The organism is Nocardiopsis sp. NPDC049922, from assembly GCF_040660275.1.
In the GTDB taxonomy this organism is placed as follows: Bacteria; Actinomycetota; Actinomycetes; order Streptosporangiales; family Streptosporangiaceae; genus Nocardiopsis.
Genome location: NZ_JBFAME010000011.1, coordinates 70,107 through 88,100, shown reverse-complemented (window position 1 = coordinate 88,100; position 17,994 = coordinate 70,107). Strand labels below are relative to the sequence as shown.

At 71.3% G+C, this 17,994-nt stretch carries 11 protein-coding genes; 7 read left to right on the top strand and 4 right to left on the bottom strand.

Annotation, left to right across the window (positions count from 1 at the left end; translation table 11 throughout):
* The first annotated feature begins 16 nt into the window (after positions 1 to 16).
* Genes AB0I72_RS20690 through AB0I72_RS20670 form a run of 5 tightly spaced genes read left to right on the top strand, consistent with a single transcriptional unit; the run spans position 17 to position 9,685 of the window.
* On the top strand, positions 17 to 6,247 hold the full coding sequence (locus AB0I72_RS20690; RefSeq protein ID WP_358571080.1) for a type I polyketide synthase: 6,231 nt from the start codon (positions 17 to 19) through the stop codon (positions 6,245 to 6,247).
* 35 nt (positions 6,248 to 6,282) lie between these two features.
* Entirely contained in the window at positions 6,283 to 7,188 is a 906-nt protein-coding gene (locus AB0I72_RS20685; RefSeq protein WP_358571078.1) for a 3-hydroxyacyl-CoA dehydrogenase family protein, read from the top strand.
* Positions 7,185 to 7,466, top strand: coding sequence for an acyl carrier protein (locus AB0I72_RS20680; RefSeq protein WP_358571075.1), 282 nt, complete (start codon positions 7,185 to 7,187; stop codon positions 7,464 to 7,466). The genes AB0I72_RS20685 and AB0I72_RS20680 overlap by 4 nt, the downstream gene beginning before the upstream one ends.
* A complete protein-coding gene (locus AB0I72_RS20675) occupies positions 7,459 to 8,568 on the top strand; it encodes an acyl-CoA dehydrogenase family protein (protein WP_358571071.1) in 1,110 nt (369 codons plus the stop codon). The genes AB0I72_RS20680 and AB0I72_RS20675 overlap by 8 nt, the downstream gene beginning before the upstream one ends.
* Before the next feature lie 31 nt (positions 8,569 to 8,599).
* Positions 8,600 to 9,685, top strand: a complete 1,086-nt coding sequence (locus AB0I72_RS20670) for an HAD-IIIC family phosphatase (protein ID WP_358571068.1) — start codon at positions 8,600 to 8,602, stop codon at positions 9,683 to 9,685.
* Positions 9,686 to 9,700: 15 nt separating this feature from the next.
* Here the strand turns inward: AB0I72_RS20670 and AB0I72_RS20665 are convergent, their stop codons facing one another.
* Together AB0I72_RS20665 and AB0I72_RS20660 are read right to left on the bottom strand one after the other, a co-directional pair.
* On the bottom strand, positions 9,701 to 10,363 hold the full coding sequence (locus AB0I72_RS20665) for a class I SAM-dependent methyltransferase (RefSeq protein ID WP_358571065.1): 663 nt from the start codon (positions 10,361 to 10,363) through the stop codon (positions 9,701 to 9,703).
* 134 nt (positions 10,364 to 10,497) lie between these two features.
* On the bottom strand, positions 10,498 to 11,538 hold the full coding sequence (locus tag AB0I72_RS20660) for an NAD(P)-dependent alcohol dehydrogenase (protein WP_358571062.1): 1,041 nt from the start codon (positions 11,536 to 11,538) through the stop codon (positions 10,498 to 10,500).
* A 173-nt stretch (positions 11,539 to 11,711) separates the two neighbouring features.
* On the opposite strand from AB0I72_RS20660, the gene AB0I72_RS20655 reads away from it, so the two are divergent.
* Positions 11,712 to 12,677, top strand: a complete 966-nt coding sequence (locus tag AB0I72_RS20655) for a helix-turn-helix transcriptional regulator (RefSeq protein WP_358571059.1) — start codon at positions 11,712 to 11,714, stop codon at positions 12,675 to 12,677.
* Here the strand turns inward: AB0I72_RS20655 and AB0I72_RS20650 are convergent.
* Together AB0I72_RS20650 and AB0I72_RS20645 are read right to left on the bottom strand one after the other, a co-directional pair.
* Positions 12,658 to 13,029, bottom strand: coding sequence for a cupin domain-containing protein (locus tag AB0I72_RS20650; protein ID WP_358571056.1), 372 nt, complete (start codon positions 13,027 to 13,029; stop codon positions 12,658 to 12,660). The genes AB0I72_RS20655 and AB0I72_RS20650 overlap by 20 nt on opposite strands.
* Before the next feature lie 96 nt (positions 13,030 to 13,125).
* Positions 13,126 to 13,701: a TetR/AcrR family transcriptional regulator gene (locus AB0I72_RS20645; protein WP_358571053.1), complete on the bottom strand. Its 576-nt coding sequence runs from the start codon at positions 13,699 to 13,701 to the stop codon at positions 13,126 to 13,128.
* 269 nt (positions 13,702 to 13,970) lie between these two features.
* Here AB0I72_RS20645 and hrpA point away from each other — a divergent pair, with 269 nt between their 5' ends.
* Positions 13,971 to 17,918 carry an ATP-dependent RNA helicase HrpA gene (gene hrpA, locus AB0I72_RS20640; protein WP_358571050.1) on the top strand — a complete coding sequence of 1,316 codons (3,948 nt, stop codon included), beginning with the start codon at positions 13,971 to 13,973 and terminating at the stop codon, positions 17,916 to 17,918.
* Positions 17,919 to 17,994: the final 76 nt, after the last annotated feature.

The window sequence follows — 17,994 nt, the reverse complement described above, 5'->3', positions numbered from 1 at the left end:
CCGAGGTTGGTCGCTCATGACGCATGAGGACAAGTTCCAGGAACTGGCCCGTCGACTGGCGCTCGATCTGCGCCACGCGCGGCGCCGCGTCGACGAACTGGAGGGTCGGCGGCACGAACCGATCGCGGTGGTCGGCATCGGCTGTCGTTTCCCGGGGGAGGTCGGTTCCCCTGACGACCTCTGGGACCTCGTCGAGCGGGGCGGGGAGGGTTTGACGGACTTTCCCACAGACCGGGGGTGGGAACTGGACACCCTCTTCGACACCGACCCTGGCACCCCTGGAACGAGCTACCTGCGTAAGGGCGGCTTCCTGCACGGGGCCGGGCGGTTCGACGCCGAATTCTTCGGGATCAGCCCCCGTGAGGCCGTCGCCATGGACCCGCAGCAGCGGGTCGCGCTCGAAGCGTCCTGGGAGGCCGTCGAACACGCGCGCATCGACCCGACCACCCTGCGCGGCACCCCTACCGGGGTGTTCCTAGGCATGGTCGGCCAGCCATACGGCCCGGCCATCCGGCGGGCAGGCGAGGAACTGGAGGGCTACCTGCTCACCGGTGTCATGCCCGCCGTGGCCGCCGGACGTGTGGCCTATAGCCTCGGACTTGAGGGGCCGACGCTGACCCTGGACACCGCCTGTTCCTCCTCCCTGGTCGCCCTCCACCTGGCCACCCGTTCCCTGCGCGAGGGGGAGTGCGACCTCGCCCTGGCCGGCGGCGTCAGCGTGTACACCAGCCCGGGGCCCTGGATCGCGTTCAGCCGCCAACGCGGACTGGCCCCCGACGGCCGGTGCAAGGCCTTCTCCTCGACCGCCGACGGCACGAGCTGGTCGGAGGGGGTGGGCATGCTCCTCCTGGAGCGGCTCAGCTCCGCCCGCGACAACGGCCACCGCGTCCTCGCCGTGCTGCGCGGCACCGCCGTCAACCAGGACGGTGCCAGCAGCGGACTGTCGGTCCCCAACGGCCTGGCCCAGCAGCGCGTGATCCGGGACGCCCTCTCCGACGCCCGGCTCACCGCCAGGGACGTCGACATGGTCGAGGCACACGGAACGGGAACGACGTTGGGCGATCCCATCGAGGCCAACGCCCTCCTGGCCACCTACGGGCGGGACCGGCCCGCGGACCGGCCCGTCGGCGTGGGGTCGCTGAAGTCCAACATCGGCCACGCGGGAGCGGCAGCGGGTGTGGGCGGTGTGATCAAGGCGATCATGGCGCTGCGACACAGGACCCTGCCCCCCACACTGCACGTGGTCGAGCCCAGCGCGCACGTGGACTGGGAGTCCGGGGCGGTGGCGCTGTTGACCGAGTCCGCGCCGTGGCCTCGAACCGACCGCCCTCGCCGCACCGCCGTGTCGTCGTTCGGAGTGAGCGGGACCAACGCCCACGTCGTCCTCGAAGAGGCTCCGGACGACTCCGATCCGGAACCGGTCAGGAGCAATCCCACGCCGGCGCGATCCCGCACGGTTCCGTGGTTGCTCAGCGGCCGGTCCACGGCCGCGCTGCGCGACCAGGCCGCCCGGCTGCACGCCCACCTCGTGCGGCGGCCCGACCTGGATCCCGCCGATGTCGGCTGGTCCCTCGCCACCACCCGAACGGCGTTCGAACACAGGGCGGCCGTGGCGGCGCGGGACCGGGACGGTCTCCTTCGGGGCGTGCGGTCCCTCGCCCAGGGGGCTCCGGACGCCGCTGTCCACCAGGGAAGGGCCGTCGCTCGCGAGAGCGCCGTGTTCGTGTTTCCCGGCCAGGGTTCGCAGTGGGAGGGCATGGCCGTCGACCTGATGGCCTCCTCACCGGTGTTCGCGCGCAGGATGGCCGACTGCGAACGAGCGCTGTCCCCGTTCGTGGACTGGTCGCTGACAGCCGTGCTCAGGGGGGAGGACGGAGCACCGGCACTCGACCGGGACGACGTCGTCCAACCGGTGCTGTGGGCGGTGATGGTCTCGCTCGCCGCTCTGTGGCGCTCCCACGGGGTCGAGCCGTCCGCCGTGGTCGGCCACTCCCAGGGGGAGATCGCGGCGGCGTGCGTGGCGGGAGTGCTGTCCCTGGAGGACGCCGCCAAGGTCGTGGCGTTGCGGAGCCAGGCGATTGTCGACCTCGCGGGCACCGGAGCGATGGCCTCGGTTCGGCACGGCGCCGACGAGGTGCGTGAGCGTCTGCCCGGGTTCGCCGGATCGGTGCACGTCGCCGCTGTGAACGGCCCCGCCGCCACCGTGGTCGCGGGGGCCTCCGAAGCGGTCCGCCACCTGGTCAAGGAGTACGAGTCCCACGGTGTGCGGGCCCAGCTCGTCCCGGTCGAGTACGCCTCGCACACACCGCACGTGGAGCGTCTGCGTGAGCGGATCGTCACCGCTCTGGCCGGCGTCACCTCCCGGCACCCGGACGTCCCCGTCTACTCGCCGCTGACGGGTGGTCCCCTGGGCGACACACCCATGGACGCGGGCTACTGGTACCGGGGCCTGCGCCAGCCGGTCCGGTTCGAGGAGACCGTGCGGGCGTTGCTGGACGACGGTCACGGCATCTTCCTGGAGGTCTCGCCGCACCCGGTTCTCGGATCGCCGATCCAGGACACCTGTGAGGACGCGGGAGCTGACGACGCCGTGGTCTTGGCAACCCTGCACCGGGACGACGGCGGTGACGACCGCTTCCTCGCCGCGCTTGCGCGGGCCCATGTGCACGGGGTCGCCGTCGACTGGCGTCCCGTGTTCGGCGGCCGTCGGGAGGTCGACCTGCCAACCTACGCGTTCCAGCGCCGGCACTACTGGGCCACCGAGGGAACCGGAGGCGCGGACGTCACCGCCGCGGGTCTCACCTGTGCCGACCACCCCATGCTCGGCGCGGCCATCTCACTCGCCGCCGACGACGAGTACCTCTTCACGGGACGGATCGGCCTGGACAGCCAACCCTGGCTGGCCGACCATGTCGTCTTGGACACGGTCCTGGTCCCCGGGACCGCCTTCCTCGAACTCGCCCTGCACGCCGGCGAACGCGTCGGCTGTCCGCGCGTCGAGGAGTTGGTCCTGCACACGCCGCTGCGGTTGCCGAACCGGGGCGGGGCCCGTGTCCAACTCAGGGTCGGGCCACCGGACGCCAGCGGGGGCAGGACGCTCACCGTGTACTCCAGAACCTCCGGGGATGACGACGGTGCCTGGACCCAGCACGTCAGCGGACGGGTCGCACAGCCTCGTCCGGACCGCGAAACCCCAGAGCGCGAGGGACCCTGGCCACCCGCTGGGGCGGAACCGGTGCCGGTGGACGACTTCTACGCCCGTATGGCCGAGATGGGCAACGCCTTTGGCCCGGTCTTCAGGGGCCTGCGCGCGGTGTGGCGGGACGGAGACGAGCTGTACGCGGAGGTCCGGTTGCCGGAGGGGACGGAGACCGACGCGGCCCGGTTCGGTATGCACCCGGCCCTCATGGACTCCTCACAGCATCCCCTCGCCCTCGCCCACGTCCTCGGCCCGCGCGGCGGTCCCAGCCTCGCCGAGGCGGCCGGGCTGCCCTTCACCTGGTCCGACGTGACTCTCCACGCCGTCGGGGCCACCCATGTCCGAGTGCACGTGGCCCCGACGGAGGACGACGCGGTCTCGTTGCGGATCACCGACCCGTCGGGTCGCCCCGTCGCCTGCGTCGGCGCCTTGGCCCTGCGCACGATCAGTCCCCAGCAGCTGGCGGCCGCGACCCGCACGGGAGGGGACGATCTGTTCCACCTGGCATGGACCCAGCTCGCCGGGACGACCTCCCGAGTCGGTGAAGCCCCACCCGTCGCGGTCCTGGGCCCCGATCCCTTGGGCGTCGCCGCCAGCCTCGCCTCGGCCGGACACACGGTCGGATACCACGACGATCCCGACTCGCTGCACGCCTCTTTGGCCGCTGGTGCCCCTGTCCCGCTCGCGGTGGTGGTGCCGTGCATGGCGCCCGAACCCGAGGGCACCGCGGAGGCGGCCCACACCGCCACCCACCGGGCGCTTGACCGGATCCAGGGTTGGCTTCTCGACGATCGCTGCGAGGACCTGCCCCTGCTCCTTCTCACACGAGGGGCCCTCAGCGCCGGGGAGGGCGACGACGTCCCGGACCTGGACCACGCGCCTGTGTGGGGGCTCGCCCGCACCGTCCAGATCGAGTTCCCCGGCCGGTGCGTCATCGTCGACGTGGACGCTCCCGACGCCCTACCGGCGCACCTCGACGCGGTTCTGGCCAGCGGTGAGCCCCAGGTCGCCGTGCGCGACGGTGCGGCGCTGGTTCCGCGACTGGTGCGCGCTGTCCCCGAGGAGAGGGAGACCCTGGACGTGGGGTCGGACGGCACCGTGCTCGTCACCGGGGCCAACGGAACGGTCGGCGGTGTGATCGCCCGTCACCTGGTCGCCGAGTGCGGGGCACGCCACCTTCTCCTGGTCAGCCGGAGGGGTCAGGCGGGCACCAGCCCCGAGCTCCAGGCCGACCTGAGGAACCTCGGCGCCACCCTCTCCTTCGCCGCATGCGACACCGGGGACCGCGACGCCCTGCGCGACGTCATCGCCTCGGTTCCGGACGGACGGCCGCTGAGATCGGTCGTCCATATCGCGGGCACCGTCGGCGGTGCCGTCTTCACGGCGTTGACCACCGAACACGTCGATCACGTCATGCGCCCCAAGGTCGACGCGTCGTTGAACCTGCACGAGCTCACGCGCGACCTCGACCTGCGGGAGTTCGTCCTGTTCTCCTCGGCCGCCAGCACACTGGGCAACCCGGGACAGGCCAACTACGCGGCGGCCAACGCGTACCTCGACGCCTTGGCCTCCCGGCGACGTGCCCAGGGACTTCCGGCCACCACCATCGGATGGGGCATGTGGGCGGAGCGCAGCCGACTCACCGTGCGGTTGGACGACACCGACCTGCACCGTTACGCGCGCATGGGCATGGTTGAGCAGATCGCCACCGAGCGAGGGGCGGAACTCTTCGAGGAGGCCCTCGCGGTGGACGAGGCGCACGTGCTGGCGGTGCCGTTGGACATCGCGGCCATGTCCGCACGGAGCATGAAGGGCGCCGACGTCCCGACGATGCTGCGCGGACTCGTGCGCCGACCACGCCGCACGGCGGCGGGCTCGACGGACGACGCGGGGCTGCGCAGCCGCCTGGGCGGAGCGGACGCCGCGGAACGGCACCGCTTGGTCCTCGACTTCGTTCGGCAGGCCGCGGCCGAGGTGCTCGGCCACTCCGCTCCGGAGGACGTGGCGGTCGACCGGGACTTCCTGGAGGTCGGTTTCGATTCGCTCACCGCGGTCGAACTGCGCAACCAACTCAGCTCCCTGACCGGTCTGCGCCTGCCCGCCGGGCTGGTGTTCAAGCACACCACCCCCGACGCCCTGGCACGCTTCCTCCTGGACCGCCTGGTCGGCGCCGATCGGTCGGTCCCGCGGACGTCGGCGGAGGAGGGCCCTTGGACCGGTGGGCCGACGACGCCGGATAGCTTGACCACGCTCTTCGAGGAGTTCTGCCGTCAGGGGAGGACCGCGGAGGGGATGCAGCTGCTGGACATGGCCGGGTCGGTGCGGCCCGGCTTCTCCGAGGACGAGGGCTATGTCTCGGCGCGCGGTCCCGTCGTCCTCTCGAGCAAGGAGGCGGACGCCTCCCTCCTGGTCTGCCTGCCGTCGATCGTGCTGGCCTCGGGACCCCAGGAGTTCGCGAGGTTCGCCGCGGGCGTGCGCGGGCTGCGGGAGGTCGCGGTCGTCCCGCACCCGGGCTTCCGGGAGGGTGAGCCGCTGCCGGGCACGTTGAAGGCGGTCCTCGCCGCGCAGGCCGACGCCGTCGCCCGTTGCGCTGCGGGGCGCCCCTTCGTGGTCGTCTCCCGCTCCTCCGGAGGGCCGGTGGCGCACGCCGTGGCCGAGCTTCTGGAGGAGCGCGGAGTGCACCCCGCGGCTGTGGCGCTCCTGGACCCGCCCCACCCCGACGACGAGGCGGTCCTGCCGACCACGGAGGCCCAGATGCTCCAGCGGGGCGGTGCCCTGGGGATCGTCGACGGTGCTCGCCTGACCGCGATGGGTCGGTACATGCGACTGTTCGCCGAGGTGCGCCCCGGTCGCATCGAGGCGCCCTCGGTGGTGCTGCGTCCCGAAGACACCATCACCGACCGGGACGGTGCCCCCATCCCCCCATTCAGCTGGGAGCCTCCGCATGAACGGATCACCGTTCCCGGCGACCACTTCACGATGTTGGAGGAGCACGCCGACATTGTCGCCCGGGTCCTGCACGACTGGTTGGCGGAACGCGGACTGTGAGTGCCCCCAACCCCCGACACACCCCGTCCCTCCACATGACGCAGGAGACCACGATGTCCACGGAAGCGGTACGGCCACGCCATGACGAGCACCGGATCACGGTACTCGGGGCCGGAACCATGGGCGCTGGGATCACTTCCCTCGCGCTGGTCCATGGAGTGCCGGTGACCCTGGTCGATGTCGACGAGGCCGCCCTCGACCGGGCGCGCGCCAGGGTCGACCACCAGACGCGCGTTGCCCACCTGATGGGAGCCGTGCCCGAGGGGGTCGCCCCAGGTCGGCTCAGCACCACCACCTCACTGTCCTCCGTGTCCGAGGCCACGATCGTCATCGAGGCCATCACCGAGCGGTTCGACCTCAAGGCCGCCCTGCTCACCGACGTGGGCTCCCGGACCAAGCCGGGTACGGCCCTGGTCACCAACACCTCGTCCATTCCCGTGGACGACCTCGCCGCGTACCCACCCCGCCCCGAGGATCTGGTAGGCGCCCACTTCATGAACCCTCCGTACCTCATTCGCGCCGTGGAGGTCGTCCGGGGGCCGCGGACCGCTCCGCGCACCCTGGACGCGCTGTACGAGCTGCTGGACGCGCTGCGCCGAGAGTCCGTAGTCGTCGCCGACGCGCCCGGCTTCGTCACCAGCCGTCTCCTCCACCCGATGATCAACGACGCGGCCAGGGTGGTGCAGGAGGGTGTCGCGAACGTGGAGGACGTCGACGCCCTCATGGTCGGGTGCCTCGGCCACCGGACGGGTCCGTTGCGTACCGCGGACATGATCGGCCTCGACAACCTCGTCGACTCCTTGCGGGTGCTGCACGAGCGCACCGGCGACGAGCGCTGCCGCCCCTGCGACCTCCTACTGGCGAAGGTCGGGGCGGGAGACCTCGGTCGCAAGAGCGGCCGGGGATTCTTCACCTACGAACGGACGGAGCAACTGTCATGACCGCGCCCACCCAGAAATCCCAGGGACACGGGGAGATCACGACCGAACTCGTCGCCTTCCTGGAGAGCCGGACCCGGGCGTCGTGGGACGAGGACGTCGACCTGTTCGCCACCGGCGGGCTGTCGTCGATGTTCGCCATGGAACTCGTCGTGTACCTGGAGCAGACCCATGGTGTGTCCATCCGCGGCGCTGACCTCAAGCTCGACAACTTCCGTACCGTCAGGACCATGGCCGACCTGGTTCTCCGCCTGAGGGCCGACGGGGACACCGATGGCTGACGACGTGACGGACCTGGCGGCGCGGGTCAGTGAGGTCATCGGCGATCGCTCCGCCGAGTGGGACCGTGTCGGGCGGCTGCCCGGTGAGGTCCTGCGGGCGCTCGCCATCGAAGGCCTGCTGTGCCCGCAGACGTCCTCCAGGTATGGAGGGCTGGGCCTGGACAGTCGGGACGGGGGAGAGCTCACGGCGCACGTGGGGAGCCTGTGCAGCTCGGTGCGCAGTGTGATGACCTCACAGCAGATGGTCGCGGGCAGTGTCGAACGGCTCGGTGATGAGAACCAGCGCGCCCGGTACCTGCCGTGCTTGGCGGGCGGGGAGATCGCCGCGGCCGCCTTCAGTGAGCCCGGTGCGGGCAGTGATCTCTCGGCCATGGCCACGACCATCCGGGCCGAGGGCGACACGGTGGTGATCGACGGCCGCAAGACGTGGATCACCACCTCCGTCTACGCCGACCTCTTCCTGGTGTTCGGCCGGTTCGGGGACGCGGCCGCGGCGGTCATGGTCCCCGCCGACACGTCCGGCGTCATCGTCGAGCCGATCCCCGAACCGCTGGGCTGCCGGGCTGCCGGGCACGCCGACCTCATCTTCGACGGTGCCCGCGTGCCAGCCGACGCCGTGCTCGGCGGCACCGGACTCCCCCTGCCCTTCCTGATCACCGCTGCTCTGGCGCACGGCCGCATGTCGGTGGCTTGGGGGTGCGTGGGCATCCTCCGGTCCTGTCTGGCGGAGGCGACCAGGCACGCGCGGAACCGCGAACAGTTCGGGGTCCCGCTCGCCCAGCACCAACTGGTCGCGCGCCACCTGGCCGCGATCTACACCGCCGAACGGATCGCCACCCGCGCTTGCGAACACGCCAGCGACCGCTGGGACGCCGGCTCGCCGGACATGGTCACCGCCACCGTCCTGGCCAAGCACGTCAGTGCCACGCACGCCGTCTCGGGGGCCAGCGCGGCGCTTCAGGTCCTGGCGTCGGCCGGGGCGCGTGACGGGCACGCCGTGGCGCGCGCCCACCGTGACGCTCGGCTGATGGAGATGATCGAGGGCAGCAGCGAGATGTGCACGCTCATCCTGGCTGACCACGTGTTGGCCACCGTGGACTGAGCCGGACGCCGAAACGAACGGGAGAGGAAACGTGAGCGCAGACCCGGGTGACGGTCGCCCCACCCTCGTGAAGTGCCTGGTCTGGGACCTCGACGACACCCTGTGGAAGGGCACCTTGCTGGAGGACGGTGAGGTGCGCGTGCCGGACGAGGTCCGCGACGTCGTCCTGGAGTTGGACGCACGAGGCGTTCTCCAGTCCGTGGCCAGTAAGAACGACCATGACCAGGCCTGGGCGCGGCTGGAACGGCTGGGCCTGGCCGAGTACTTCGTCCTACCGCGCATCGGCTGGGGGCCCAAGTCGGAGTCGGTGCGCGCGATCGCCGACCGACTGAACTTCGCCCACGGCGCGGTCGCGTTCATCGACGACCAGCCGATCGAGCGCGCCGAGGTCGAGTACGGGGTGCCCGAGGTGCGGTGCTACACCGCCGAACAGGCCGCCTCGCTGCCGGAGTTGCCCGAATTCAGCCCTGAGGTCGTGACGGTGGACGCGCGGCACAGGAGGCACATGTACCTGGCGGGGTTCGAACGCGACGCCGCCCGGTCGGAGTTCGGCGGGCCGGACGAGGGGTTCCTGCGGTCGCTGGATCTGGTGATGGGGATCGGCCGTGCCGGGGTCGAGGAGCTGTCGCGGGTCGAGGAGCTGACCCTGCGCACCAGTCAGATGAACGCCACCGGAGTGCACTACTCGGACGCGACACTGCGCTCCCTGGTCACCGACCCCGCACACGAGGTCCTGGTCACCACGCTCACCGACCGTTTCGGTCCGCATGGTGCGGTTGGGGTGGCGCTGGTGGAGAAGTGCGCGGCGGTCTGGCATCTGAAGCTACTGGCGACCTCCTGCCGAGTGGTGTCCTTCGGGGTGGGGGCCGCCGTCCTCAACTGGCTCGTGGACCAGGCGGCCCGGGCCGGGGTCCACCTGGTGGCCGACTTCAGGCCGACCGGCCGCAACCGGATCATGGAGATCGCCTATCGGTTCGCCGGCTTCACGGAGGAGCCGTGCGCGTGCCGCGACGCGGTCCCCCGACCGTCGGGGGCCGACGTCCAGCGCCTGCACCTGGTCTCCGAGCATCGCGAGGCTCCTGCCACCATGCGCGTCGAGGCCGTCGATCTGGCCTGATCGGGGCGCTGACTCCTACCGTTTGCGGGCGAGGGTGATCCCGTCCGCCATGACCAGCATGGAGATCTCCACGCGCTCGTCGTCGCGCAGGGCAGCGTTCAGTTCCCGGATCGCGATGGTGTCCGGGTCCCGCGCCTCGGCGTCGACCACGCGCCCGGAGATCAGGGTGTTGTCGATGACGATGAGGCCGCCTGAGCGGGTGAGCGAAACGGCGTACTCGAAATACGTGGGGTAGTTCTTCTTGTCGGCGTCGATGAAGACGAGGTCGAAGATCTCCTCGCCCCTCTTGTCGAGGAGTCCGGAGAGGGTCTCGGAGGCGTCGCCGACCAGCATTTCGATCCGTTCGCTCACCCCTGCCCGTTCCCAGTAGGGGAGGCCGAGATCCGCCCAACGGTCTGTGATGTCGCACGTGACGAGCTGTCCGTCGGTGGGGAGCGCGCGTGCCATGCACAGGGCGCTGTACCCCGTGAACGTACCGATCTCCAGGACCGACCTGGCACCCGTGAGGCCGACGAGGAGGGACAGTAGCTGTCCTTCCTCCGCCATGACCCGCATGGCCGTTCCCCCGGGGAGCTCGGCCGTCTCCTCACGCAGCCCGGAGAGGATCGCGTCGTCGCGAAGTGACACGCTCCGCACATAGTCGAGAATGTCGGTGGTGATGCTGGTCTGCTCGGCCATGGGTGGATCCTAGGACTCCTTCCGAGCCCCCTCAAGGCCGGGAGTTCCAGGGTTTTCGCAGGGTTGCCCCGGGCGCGGGGTACCCTCATCGTGCCGGTGGCACCCCAGCGCCCGTCGGACCGTCGAGCGGTCGCTCAGATCGTGGCGGTGTCGATGACGAACCGGTAGCGCACGTCGCTGGCCACGACGCGCTTCCACGCCTCGTTGACCTCCTCGGCGCGGATGACCTCGATCTCCGCGCCGATGCCGTGCTCGGCGCAGAAGTCCAGCATCTCCTGGGTCTCGGGGATGCCGCCGATCATCGACCCGACCAGGCTGCGACCACCCGTCATCAGGGAGAACAGGTTCAGCGAGACGGGGTCGTCCGGGGCGCCGACGTTGGCCAGCACGCCGCCGGGCTTGAGCAGGGCGAGGTACCGGTCGAAGTCCAGCGCCACCGACACCGTCGACAGGATCACGTCGAAGGTCCCGGCCAGGTTCTCGAAGGTGGCCGGGTCGCTGGTCGCGTAGTAGTGGTCGGCGCCCATGCGCAGCCCGTCGTCGCGCTTGCGCAGCGACTGGCTGAGCACGGTCACCTCCGCGCCCATGGCGTGCGCCAACTTCACGCCCATGTGACCCAGTCCGCCCAGCCCCAGGACGGCGACCTTCGAGCCGGGACCCACCTCGGCCCGGCGCAGCGGGGAGTAGGACGTGATGCCCGCGCACAGCAGCGGCGCGGCCGCGTCCAGGGGCAGGGAGTCCGGGATGCGCAGGACGTAGCGCTCGTCCACCACGATGCCGGTGGAATAGCCGCCGTGGGTGGGCTCGCCCCGGCGGTCGAGGCCGTTGTAGGTCACGGTCATGCCCTCGACGCAGTACTGCTCCAGGCCCTGGTCGCAGTACTCGCACGCGCGGCAGGAGTCGACGAAGCAGCCGACCCCCACGCGGTCGCCGACCCGGTACCGGGTCACCCCGGAACCGACCTCGGCGACCACGCCCGCGATCTCGTGGCCCGGGACCATGGGGAAGATCGACTCTCCCCAGCCCTCTTCGGCCTGGTGGATGTCGGAGTGGCAGATGCCCGCGAACGTGATGTCGATACGGACGTCGGTCGCGCCGACGGGGCGCCGCTCGATCGTGGTGCGCTCCAGCGGTGCCTTGGCGGCGGGTGCGGCGTAGGCGGCGACGGTGGTCATCGGAGGGTTCTCCTCGGGATCGTACTGCCGTCCGGCCCTCCTTGACGGGCGGACGCACCACCGAGTCTGCCGAGCGGCGCGCGGGTCACCCAGACCTCCGTTCAACGTACGACGGGCGTGCCTACCACTGGCGGGGTCAGCCTCGGGGGAACAGGATCGGTGATACTGGGAACATGGACGAGCACCCAGCCGAGGGGAGCGCGGCCCCCCGAACGGAGCCCGGAGCCCGGGGCGAACGGATCGGTCCGCCCGCCCCGCCCGAGCCGCCCACCGAACCGCCGCTCGACCGGCGCGTGGAGCTCAGCGAGTTCCTGCGCACCCGTCGCGCGCGGATCAAACCCGAGGACGTCGGCCTGCCGGAGTTCGGGCGGTACCGGCGCGTGCCGGGGCTGCGCCGGGAGGAGCTCGCCCAGCTGGCGGGGGTCTCGGTCGCCTACTACACCCGGCTGGAGCAGGGCCGGGGCCAGGGCGTGTCCACGGAGGTGCTGGACTCGATCGCGCACGCCCTGCGGCTGACGGCCGCCGAACACGCCCACCTGACGCACCTGGCCCAGCCGAAGCGGAACAGGAAGAAGCCGACCCCGTCCGCCCAGCAGGTCCGGTCCTCCCTGCGCCAGCTGCTGGACGCGCTGACCGGCGTGCCCGCCTACGTGATCGGCCGCCGCTCCGACATCCTCGCCTGGAACGGGACGGCCACGGCGCTGTTCGGGGACTGGGGAGCGCTGCCGCCCCAGGAGCGCAACTGGGCACGGCTGGTGTTCCTGCGCCCGGACTACCGGGACCTGTTCGTGGAGTGGGACACCAAGGCGGCCGACATCGTCAGCCATCTGCGCATGGACGCCGGGTGCCACGTGGACGACCCCCAGCTGGCGGCCCTGGTCGGTGAGCTGTCGATGAAGAGCGACGCCTTCCGGCGGCTGTGGGCGGCGCACGACGTCAAGGAGAAGGGGTACGGGACCAAGCGGATCCGGCACCCGGTGGTCGGGGAGCTGACCCTGTCCTACGAGACGTTCACGCTGCCGCACGACCCCTACCAGTCCCTCATCGCCTACCACGCCGAACCGGGGTCGCCGTCGGAGGAGGCCCTGCGGCTGATCGGCAGCTGGGGCGCGGTCGGACTCAGGCCCGGGGAAGGCTGATGTGGTAGGCCTTGCGGAGCGTCTCGTGGACGGTCCAGGTGGTCCGGTCGCCCTCGCGCAGGACGCACGCGTCGCCGGGGCCGACCTCCAGGGTGGGGCCGCCGTCCACCTCGATCGTGGCGCGTCCGCTCACCACGACGAACAGTTCGTCGGCCTCGGTGTCGGTGACCACGCCGGGCGTGATCTGCCACAGGCCGCGGATCTGGGTGCCGTCGGCGGACTCCCACAGCACCGTGCCGGTCACCACGGGGTCGCCGGAGACGATCTGTTCGGGGTCGAGCGGCTCCGGTTCCAGCTCGGCGTCGGCGATGTGGAGGGCGAAGGGGGCGCTGGCCTGGTGGTTCGTCGTCATGGCACGCAACCCTAGCCCGGTGGTCGCCGCACGGAAGCGGACAGGGTGTCAACGATCCGGTGTGGTGCGGGACACCCCGTCAAGCCCCTCACCGGATCACCCGGCGGCGGCGCGCAGCAGGTCGAGCAGGTCGTCGACGACGTCGTCCGGGTCCGCCCGGCCCTTGCCTTCGCGTGCCGTGTGCCCGGCCAGGTGCAGGTCGACGGCGCCGTGCACCACGGCGAGCAGCAGCGCGACGCGCCGCTCCGGATCGCCTCCGGGGATCACCCCGTCGCGCTGGCACTGGCCCACCACGGCCGTCAGCGCCGACCGGGCGCGACCGGCCGCCCGGTCCAGGTCCGCCCGCGGGCGCGCCCAGGCGCCGAACACCAGCCGGAACCGGGCCGGGTGGTCGAGGGCCCAGGCGGTGTGGGAGCGCAGCACCGTGCGCAGGGCCTCCTGGGAGGTGCGGGACTGACGCGCGGCGTCGTCGACCACCTCGCCGAGCCGTTCGAGCTCCCGTGCGGCGACGGCGGCGAGCAGCGCCTCCCTGTCGGCGAAGTGCTGGTCGGCCGCCATGGGGGACACCCCGCTCAGCCGGCCGACCTCCCGGAGCGTGACCGCGTCGATCCCGCCCGCGTCCAGGAGGGCGCTGGCCGAGGCCACCAGAGCGGTGCGCGTGTCCTTGGGCATGCGGACCATCCTGGCACAGCGCGCGGGAAGCCCGTCTCCGTCGGGGGTCCAGGCCGACGAGGCGGGCGCTCTCGCCCCAGAGGCGGTCGCTGCGCGCGACGTCGGTCGCGTGTGGGCGGCGCGGGCGCGGAACAATCGCGGCAGGACCGGTGTTTGCCCCAACGGCCCACCCACTCCTCCGCGACCGGCACCGCCGCGGCGCGCCCGCGCGGCGGCGCCGCGACCGAGCGGAGAAAACCGGTTGCCCACCCTCATAACCTAGTGAACTGATGAGCACCACCACGCCCGCGCCCGGCGCGGACACACTCCGATCCCGGCTGCGCGACCTCATGCCGACGGACCGGCACCGGATCCGCCGCCGCATCGACGGCCTGGCCAAGATCCGCGACGAGCGCCGTCGTGCCTCGGTGACCGAGCAGATCGGCCGGGACATCGACGAGGCCGTCCTGCGCGTGGACCTGCGCCGCGAGGCCGTGCCCGAGCTCAGCTACCCCGAGGACCTCCCGGTCAGCGCCCGCCGCGAGGACATCGCCGCGGCCATCCGCGACCACCAGGTCGTCATCGTCGCCGGTGAGACCGGCTCCGGCAAGACCACGCAGCTGCCCAAGATCTGCCTCGAACTCGGTCGCGGCGTCATGGGCACCATCGGCCACACCCAGCCCCGCCGCCTCGCGGCGCGCACGGTCGCCGAACGCATCGCGGACGAGGTCGGCACCCCGCTCGGCGAGACCGTCGGCTACAAGGTGCGCTTCACCGACTCCTCCGGCGACAGCACGCTGGTCAAGCTCATGACCGACGGCATCCTGCTCGCCGAGATCCAGCACGACCGCATGCTGCGCGCCTACGACACGCTCATCATCGACGAGGCCCACGAGCGCAGCCTCAACATCGACTTCCTCCTCGGGTACCTGAGGCAGCTGCTGCCCAAACGCCCCGACCTCAAGGTCGTCATCACCTCGGCGACCATCGACCCCGAACGCTTCTCCCGCCACTTCGACGACGCCCCCATCGTCGAGGTCTCCGGCCGTACCTACCCCGTCGAGGTCCGCTACCGGCCGATCTCCGACGAGATCCTCGACCCGGAGGAGCGCAACCCGGGCGGCGGGACCGACCGCGACCAGACCCAGGCGATCCTCGACGCCGTCGACGAGCTGGGCCGCGAGGCCCCCGGCGACGTCCTCGTCTTCCTCAGCGGTGAACGGGAGATCCGCGACACCGCCGAGGCCCTGGAGAGGAAGAGGCTTCCCAACACCGAGGTCCTCCCGCTCTACGCGCGCCTGTCGGTGGCCGAGCAGAAACGCGTGTGGGCCTCCCACCGCGGACGCCGGATCGTGCTGGCCACCAACGTCGCCGAGACGTCGCTGACCGTCCCGGGCATCAAGTACGTCATCGACCCCGGCACCGCCCGCATCTCCCGGTACAGCCATCGCACCAAGGTGCAGCGGCTGCCGATCGAGGCGGTCTCCCAGGCCTCGGCCAACCAGCGCAAGGGTCGCTGCGGCCGCGTGTCCGAGGGCATCTGTATCCGGCTGTACTCGGAGGAGGACTTCCTCTCCCGCCCCGAGTACACCGACCCCGAGATCCTGCGCACCAACCTCGCCTCGGTCATCCTCCAGATGGCCGCGCTCGGTCTGGGCGACGTGGCCGCGTTCCCGTTCGTCGACGGACCCGACCACCGCCAGATCAAGGACGGCGTCAACCTCCTCACCGAGCTCGGCGCCCTCCATCCGGACCCATCCGGGAGCAGACGCCGCCTCACCCCCATGGGCCGCCGCCTCGCCCAGCTGCCGATCGACCCCCGTCTGGGCCGCATGGTGTTGGAGGCCGAGGAACGCGGCTGTCTGGCCGAGGTCCTGGTGATCACGTCGGCGCTGTCCATCCAGGACCCGCGCGAGCGGCCCACCGACAAGCAGCAGCAGGCGCAGACCGCGCACGCCAGGTTCGTCGACAAGGAGTCGGACTTCCTGGCCTTCCTCAACCTCTGGCGGTACCTGCGCGAGCGGCAGCGGGAGCTGTCGGGCAACCAGTTCCGCAAGCTGTGCCGCGAGGAGTTCCTCAACTACCTGCGCGTCCGCGAGTGGCAGGACATCCACGGACAGCTCAAGCAGGTGCTGCGGTCCATGGACGTCGAGGTGCCCCGGCTCCCGGAGGACGCCGTCGACACCCGCTCCGTGCACATGTCGCTGCTGGCGGGGCTGCTGTCGCACATCGGCCTCAAGGACCCCGACAAGCACGAGTACCTGGGCGGGCGCGGGGCGCGGTTCGCGATCTTCCCGGGGTCGTCGCTGTTCAAGAAGCAGCCGCGCTTCGTCATGGCCGCCGAGCTCGTGGAGACCTCCAAGCTCTGGGGGCGGATGGTCGGCAAGATCGAACCGGAGTGGGCGGAGGAGCTCGCCGGGGACATCGTCAAACGCAACTACAGCGAGCCGCACTGGGAGCGCAAACGCGGCGCCGTGATGGCGTTCGAGCGCGTCACCCTCTACGGCGTGCCGATCGTCGTGCAGCGCAAGGTGCAGTACGGGCGGATCGACCCGGCGCTCTCGCGCGAGCTGTTCCTCCGGCGGGCGCTCGTGGAGGGGGACTGGGACACCCGCCACCACTTCTTCCACGACAACCGCAAGCTCCTGGAGGAGGTCGAGGACCTCGAACACCGCGCCCGCCGGCGCGACATCGTCGTCGACGACGAGGCCCTCTTCGCGTTCTACGACCGCCGCGTCCCGGAGACCGTCGTCTCCGCCGCGCACTTCGACTCCTGGTGGAAGAAGGAGCGCCGCACCGACCCCACGCTGCTCGACTTCACCCGCGACGAGCTGATCAACGACGGCGCGGGCGACGTCAGCGAGGACGACTACCCCGACGTGTGGCGTCAGGGGCCGTTCACGTTCCCGCTGACCTACCAGTTCGAGCCGGGCAGCGCCGCCGACGGCGTCACCGCGCACATCCCGCTCAAGGTGCTCAACCAGGTCGAGGCCGACGGGTTCGACTGGCAGATCCCCGGCCTGCGCGACGACCTGGTCACCGCGCTGATCCGCTCCCTGCCCAAGCCGTTGCGCCGCAACTTCGTCCCGGTCCCGGACAACGCCGCCCGGGCCATCGCCGGGCTGGTCCCCTACGAGGGCTCCCTCGTGGACGCCCTGGCCGCCGAACTCACCCGCATGGCGGGGGAGAGGGTCCCCGCGAACGCCTTCGAGCTGGACAGGGTCCCCGACCACCTGCGCATCACCTTCCGCGCGGTGGACGGGAGGAACCGGTCGCTGGCCGAGGACAAGGACCTGGAGCGGCTGCGCGCCAAGCTCAAACCCCGACTCCGCGAGGCGATCTCGGCCGAGGCCAAGGGCGTGGAGAAGAAGGGGATCACCTCCTGGGACTTCGGTCCGCTGGAGCAGACCCTGGAACGCAAGGCCCTCGGTCCCAAGGTCAAGGGGTATCCGGCCCTGGTGGACGAGGGCGAGAGCGTGGCCGTGCGGATCTTCGACACCCAGGCCGAGCAGCGCGCCGCCATGTGGGCGGGCACCCGCCGACTCCTCCTGCTCACCGTCCCCTCCCCGGCGCTCGTGGTGAGCAAGGGCCTGAACAACCCGGACAAGCTCGCCCTCGCGGACAACCCGCACGGGTCGGTCAGGAAGCTCATGGCCGACTGCGAGTCCGCCGCCGTCGACCACCTGCTCGCCCGCGAGGGCGGCCCGGTGTGGAACGCGGACGACTTCGCCAAGCTCGCCGACCGGGTCCGCGCCGACCTGGGGGACACCCTCGCCGACCTCCTCGGCGGGGTGGCCCGCGCGCTCGTGCTGTGGCGCAAGGTGTCCAAGAAGGTCAAGGGCACCACGTCCCTCGCGGTGCTGCCGTCCCTCAACGACGTGCAGGGACAGCTCGGCGACCTGGTCTGCGACGGGTTCGTCACCCGCACGGGCGTGTCCCGCGTCGACGACCTGCACCGCTACCTGCGGGGCGTGGAGTACCGGCTGACCAAGCTGCCGGAGAACCCGCGCCGGGACCAGGTGAACATGGCCAAGGTCGAGCAGATGCGCCAGGCCGTGCGGAAGGTGGTCGGCGCGCTCCCGGCCGGGCGGTCGGCCGACGCGGACGTGGTCGAGCTGCGCTGGATGCTGGAGGAGTACCGGATCAGCCTGTTCGCGCAGGAGCTCCGGACCGCCTACCCGGTGTCGGACAAGCGGATCATGAAGGCCGTGGAGGCGGTCAGGGCGGGCCGTTCCTGACGCTTCGAGGCACCTCACTGGAAACAATCCTTCCAGTAGACGGTAGGATGCGCCCGAATCGACGAAACGAGGTTGC

Coding starts and splice junctions, on each gene's coding strand:
- AB0I72_RS20675 (WP_358571071.1), top strand. CDS start 7,459: ATGGCTGACGACGTGACGGACCTGGCGGCGCGGGTCAGTGAGGTCATC.
- AB0I72_RS20645 (WP_358571053.1), bottom strand. CDS start 13,701: ATGCCCAAGGACACGCGCACCGCTCTGGTGGCCTCGGCCAGCGCCCTC.
- AB0I72_RS20685 (WP_358571078.1), top strand. CDS start 6,283: ATGACGCAGGAGACCACGATGTCCACGGAAGCGGTACGGCCACGCCAT.
- AB0I72_RS20690 (WP_358571080.1), top strand. CDS start 17: ATGACGCATGAGGACAAGTTCCAGGAACTGGCCCGTCGACTGGCGCTC.
- hrpA (WP_358571050.1), top strand. CDS start 13,971: ATGAGCACCACCACGCCCGCGCCCGGCGCGGACACACTCCGATCCCGG.
- AB0I72_RS20650 (WP_358571056.1), bottom strand. CDS start 13,029: ATGACGACGAACCACCAGGCCAGCGCCCCCTTCGCCCTCCACATCGCC.
- AB0I72_RS20655 (WP_358571059.1), top strand. CDS start 11,712: ATGGACGAGCACCCAGCCGAGGGGAGCGCGGCCCCCCGAACGGAGCCC.
- AB0I72_RS20665 (WP_358571065.1), bottom strand. CDS start 10,363: ATGGCCGAGCAGACCAGCATCACCACCGACATTCTCGACTATGTGCGG.
- AB0I72_RS20660 (WP_358571062.1), bottom strand. CDS start 11,538: ATGACCACCGTCGCCGCCTACGCCGCACCCGCCGCCAAGGCACCGCTG.
- AB0I72_RS20680 (WP_358571075.1), top strand. CDS start 7,185: ATGACCGCGCCCACCCAGAAATCCCAGGGACACGGGGAGATCACGACC.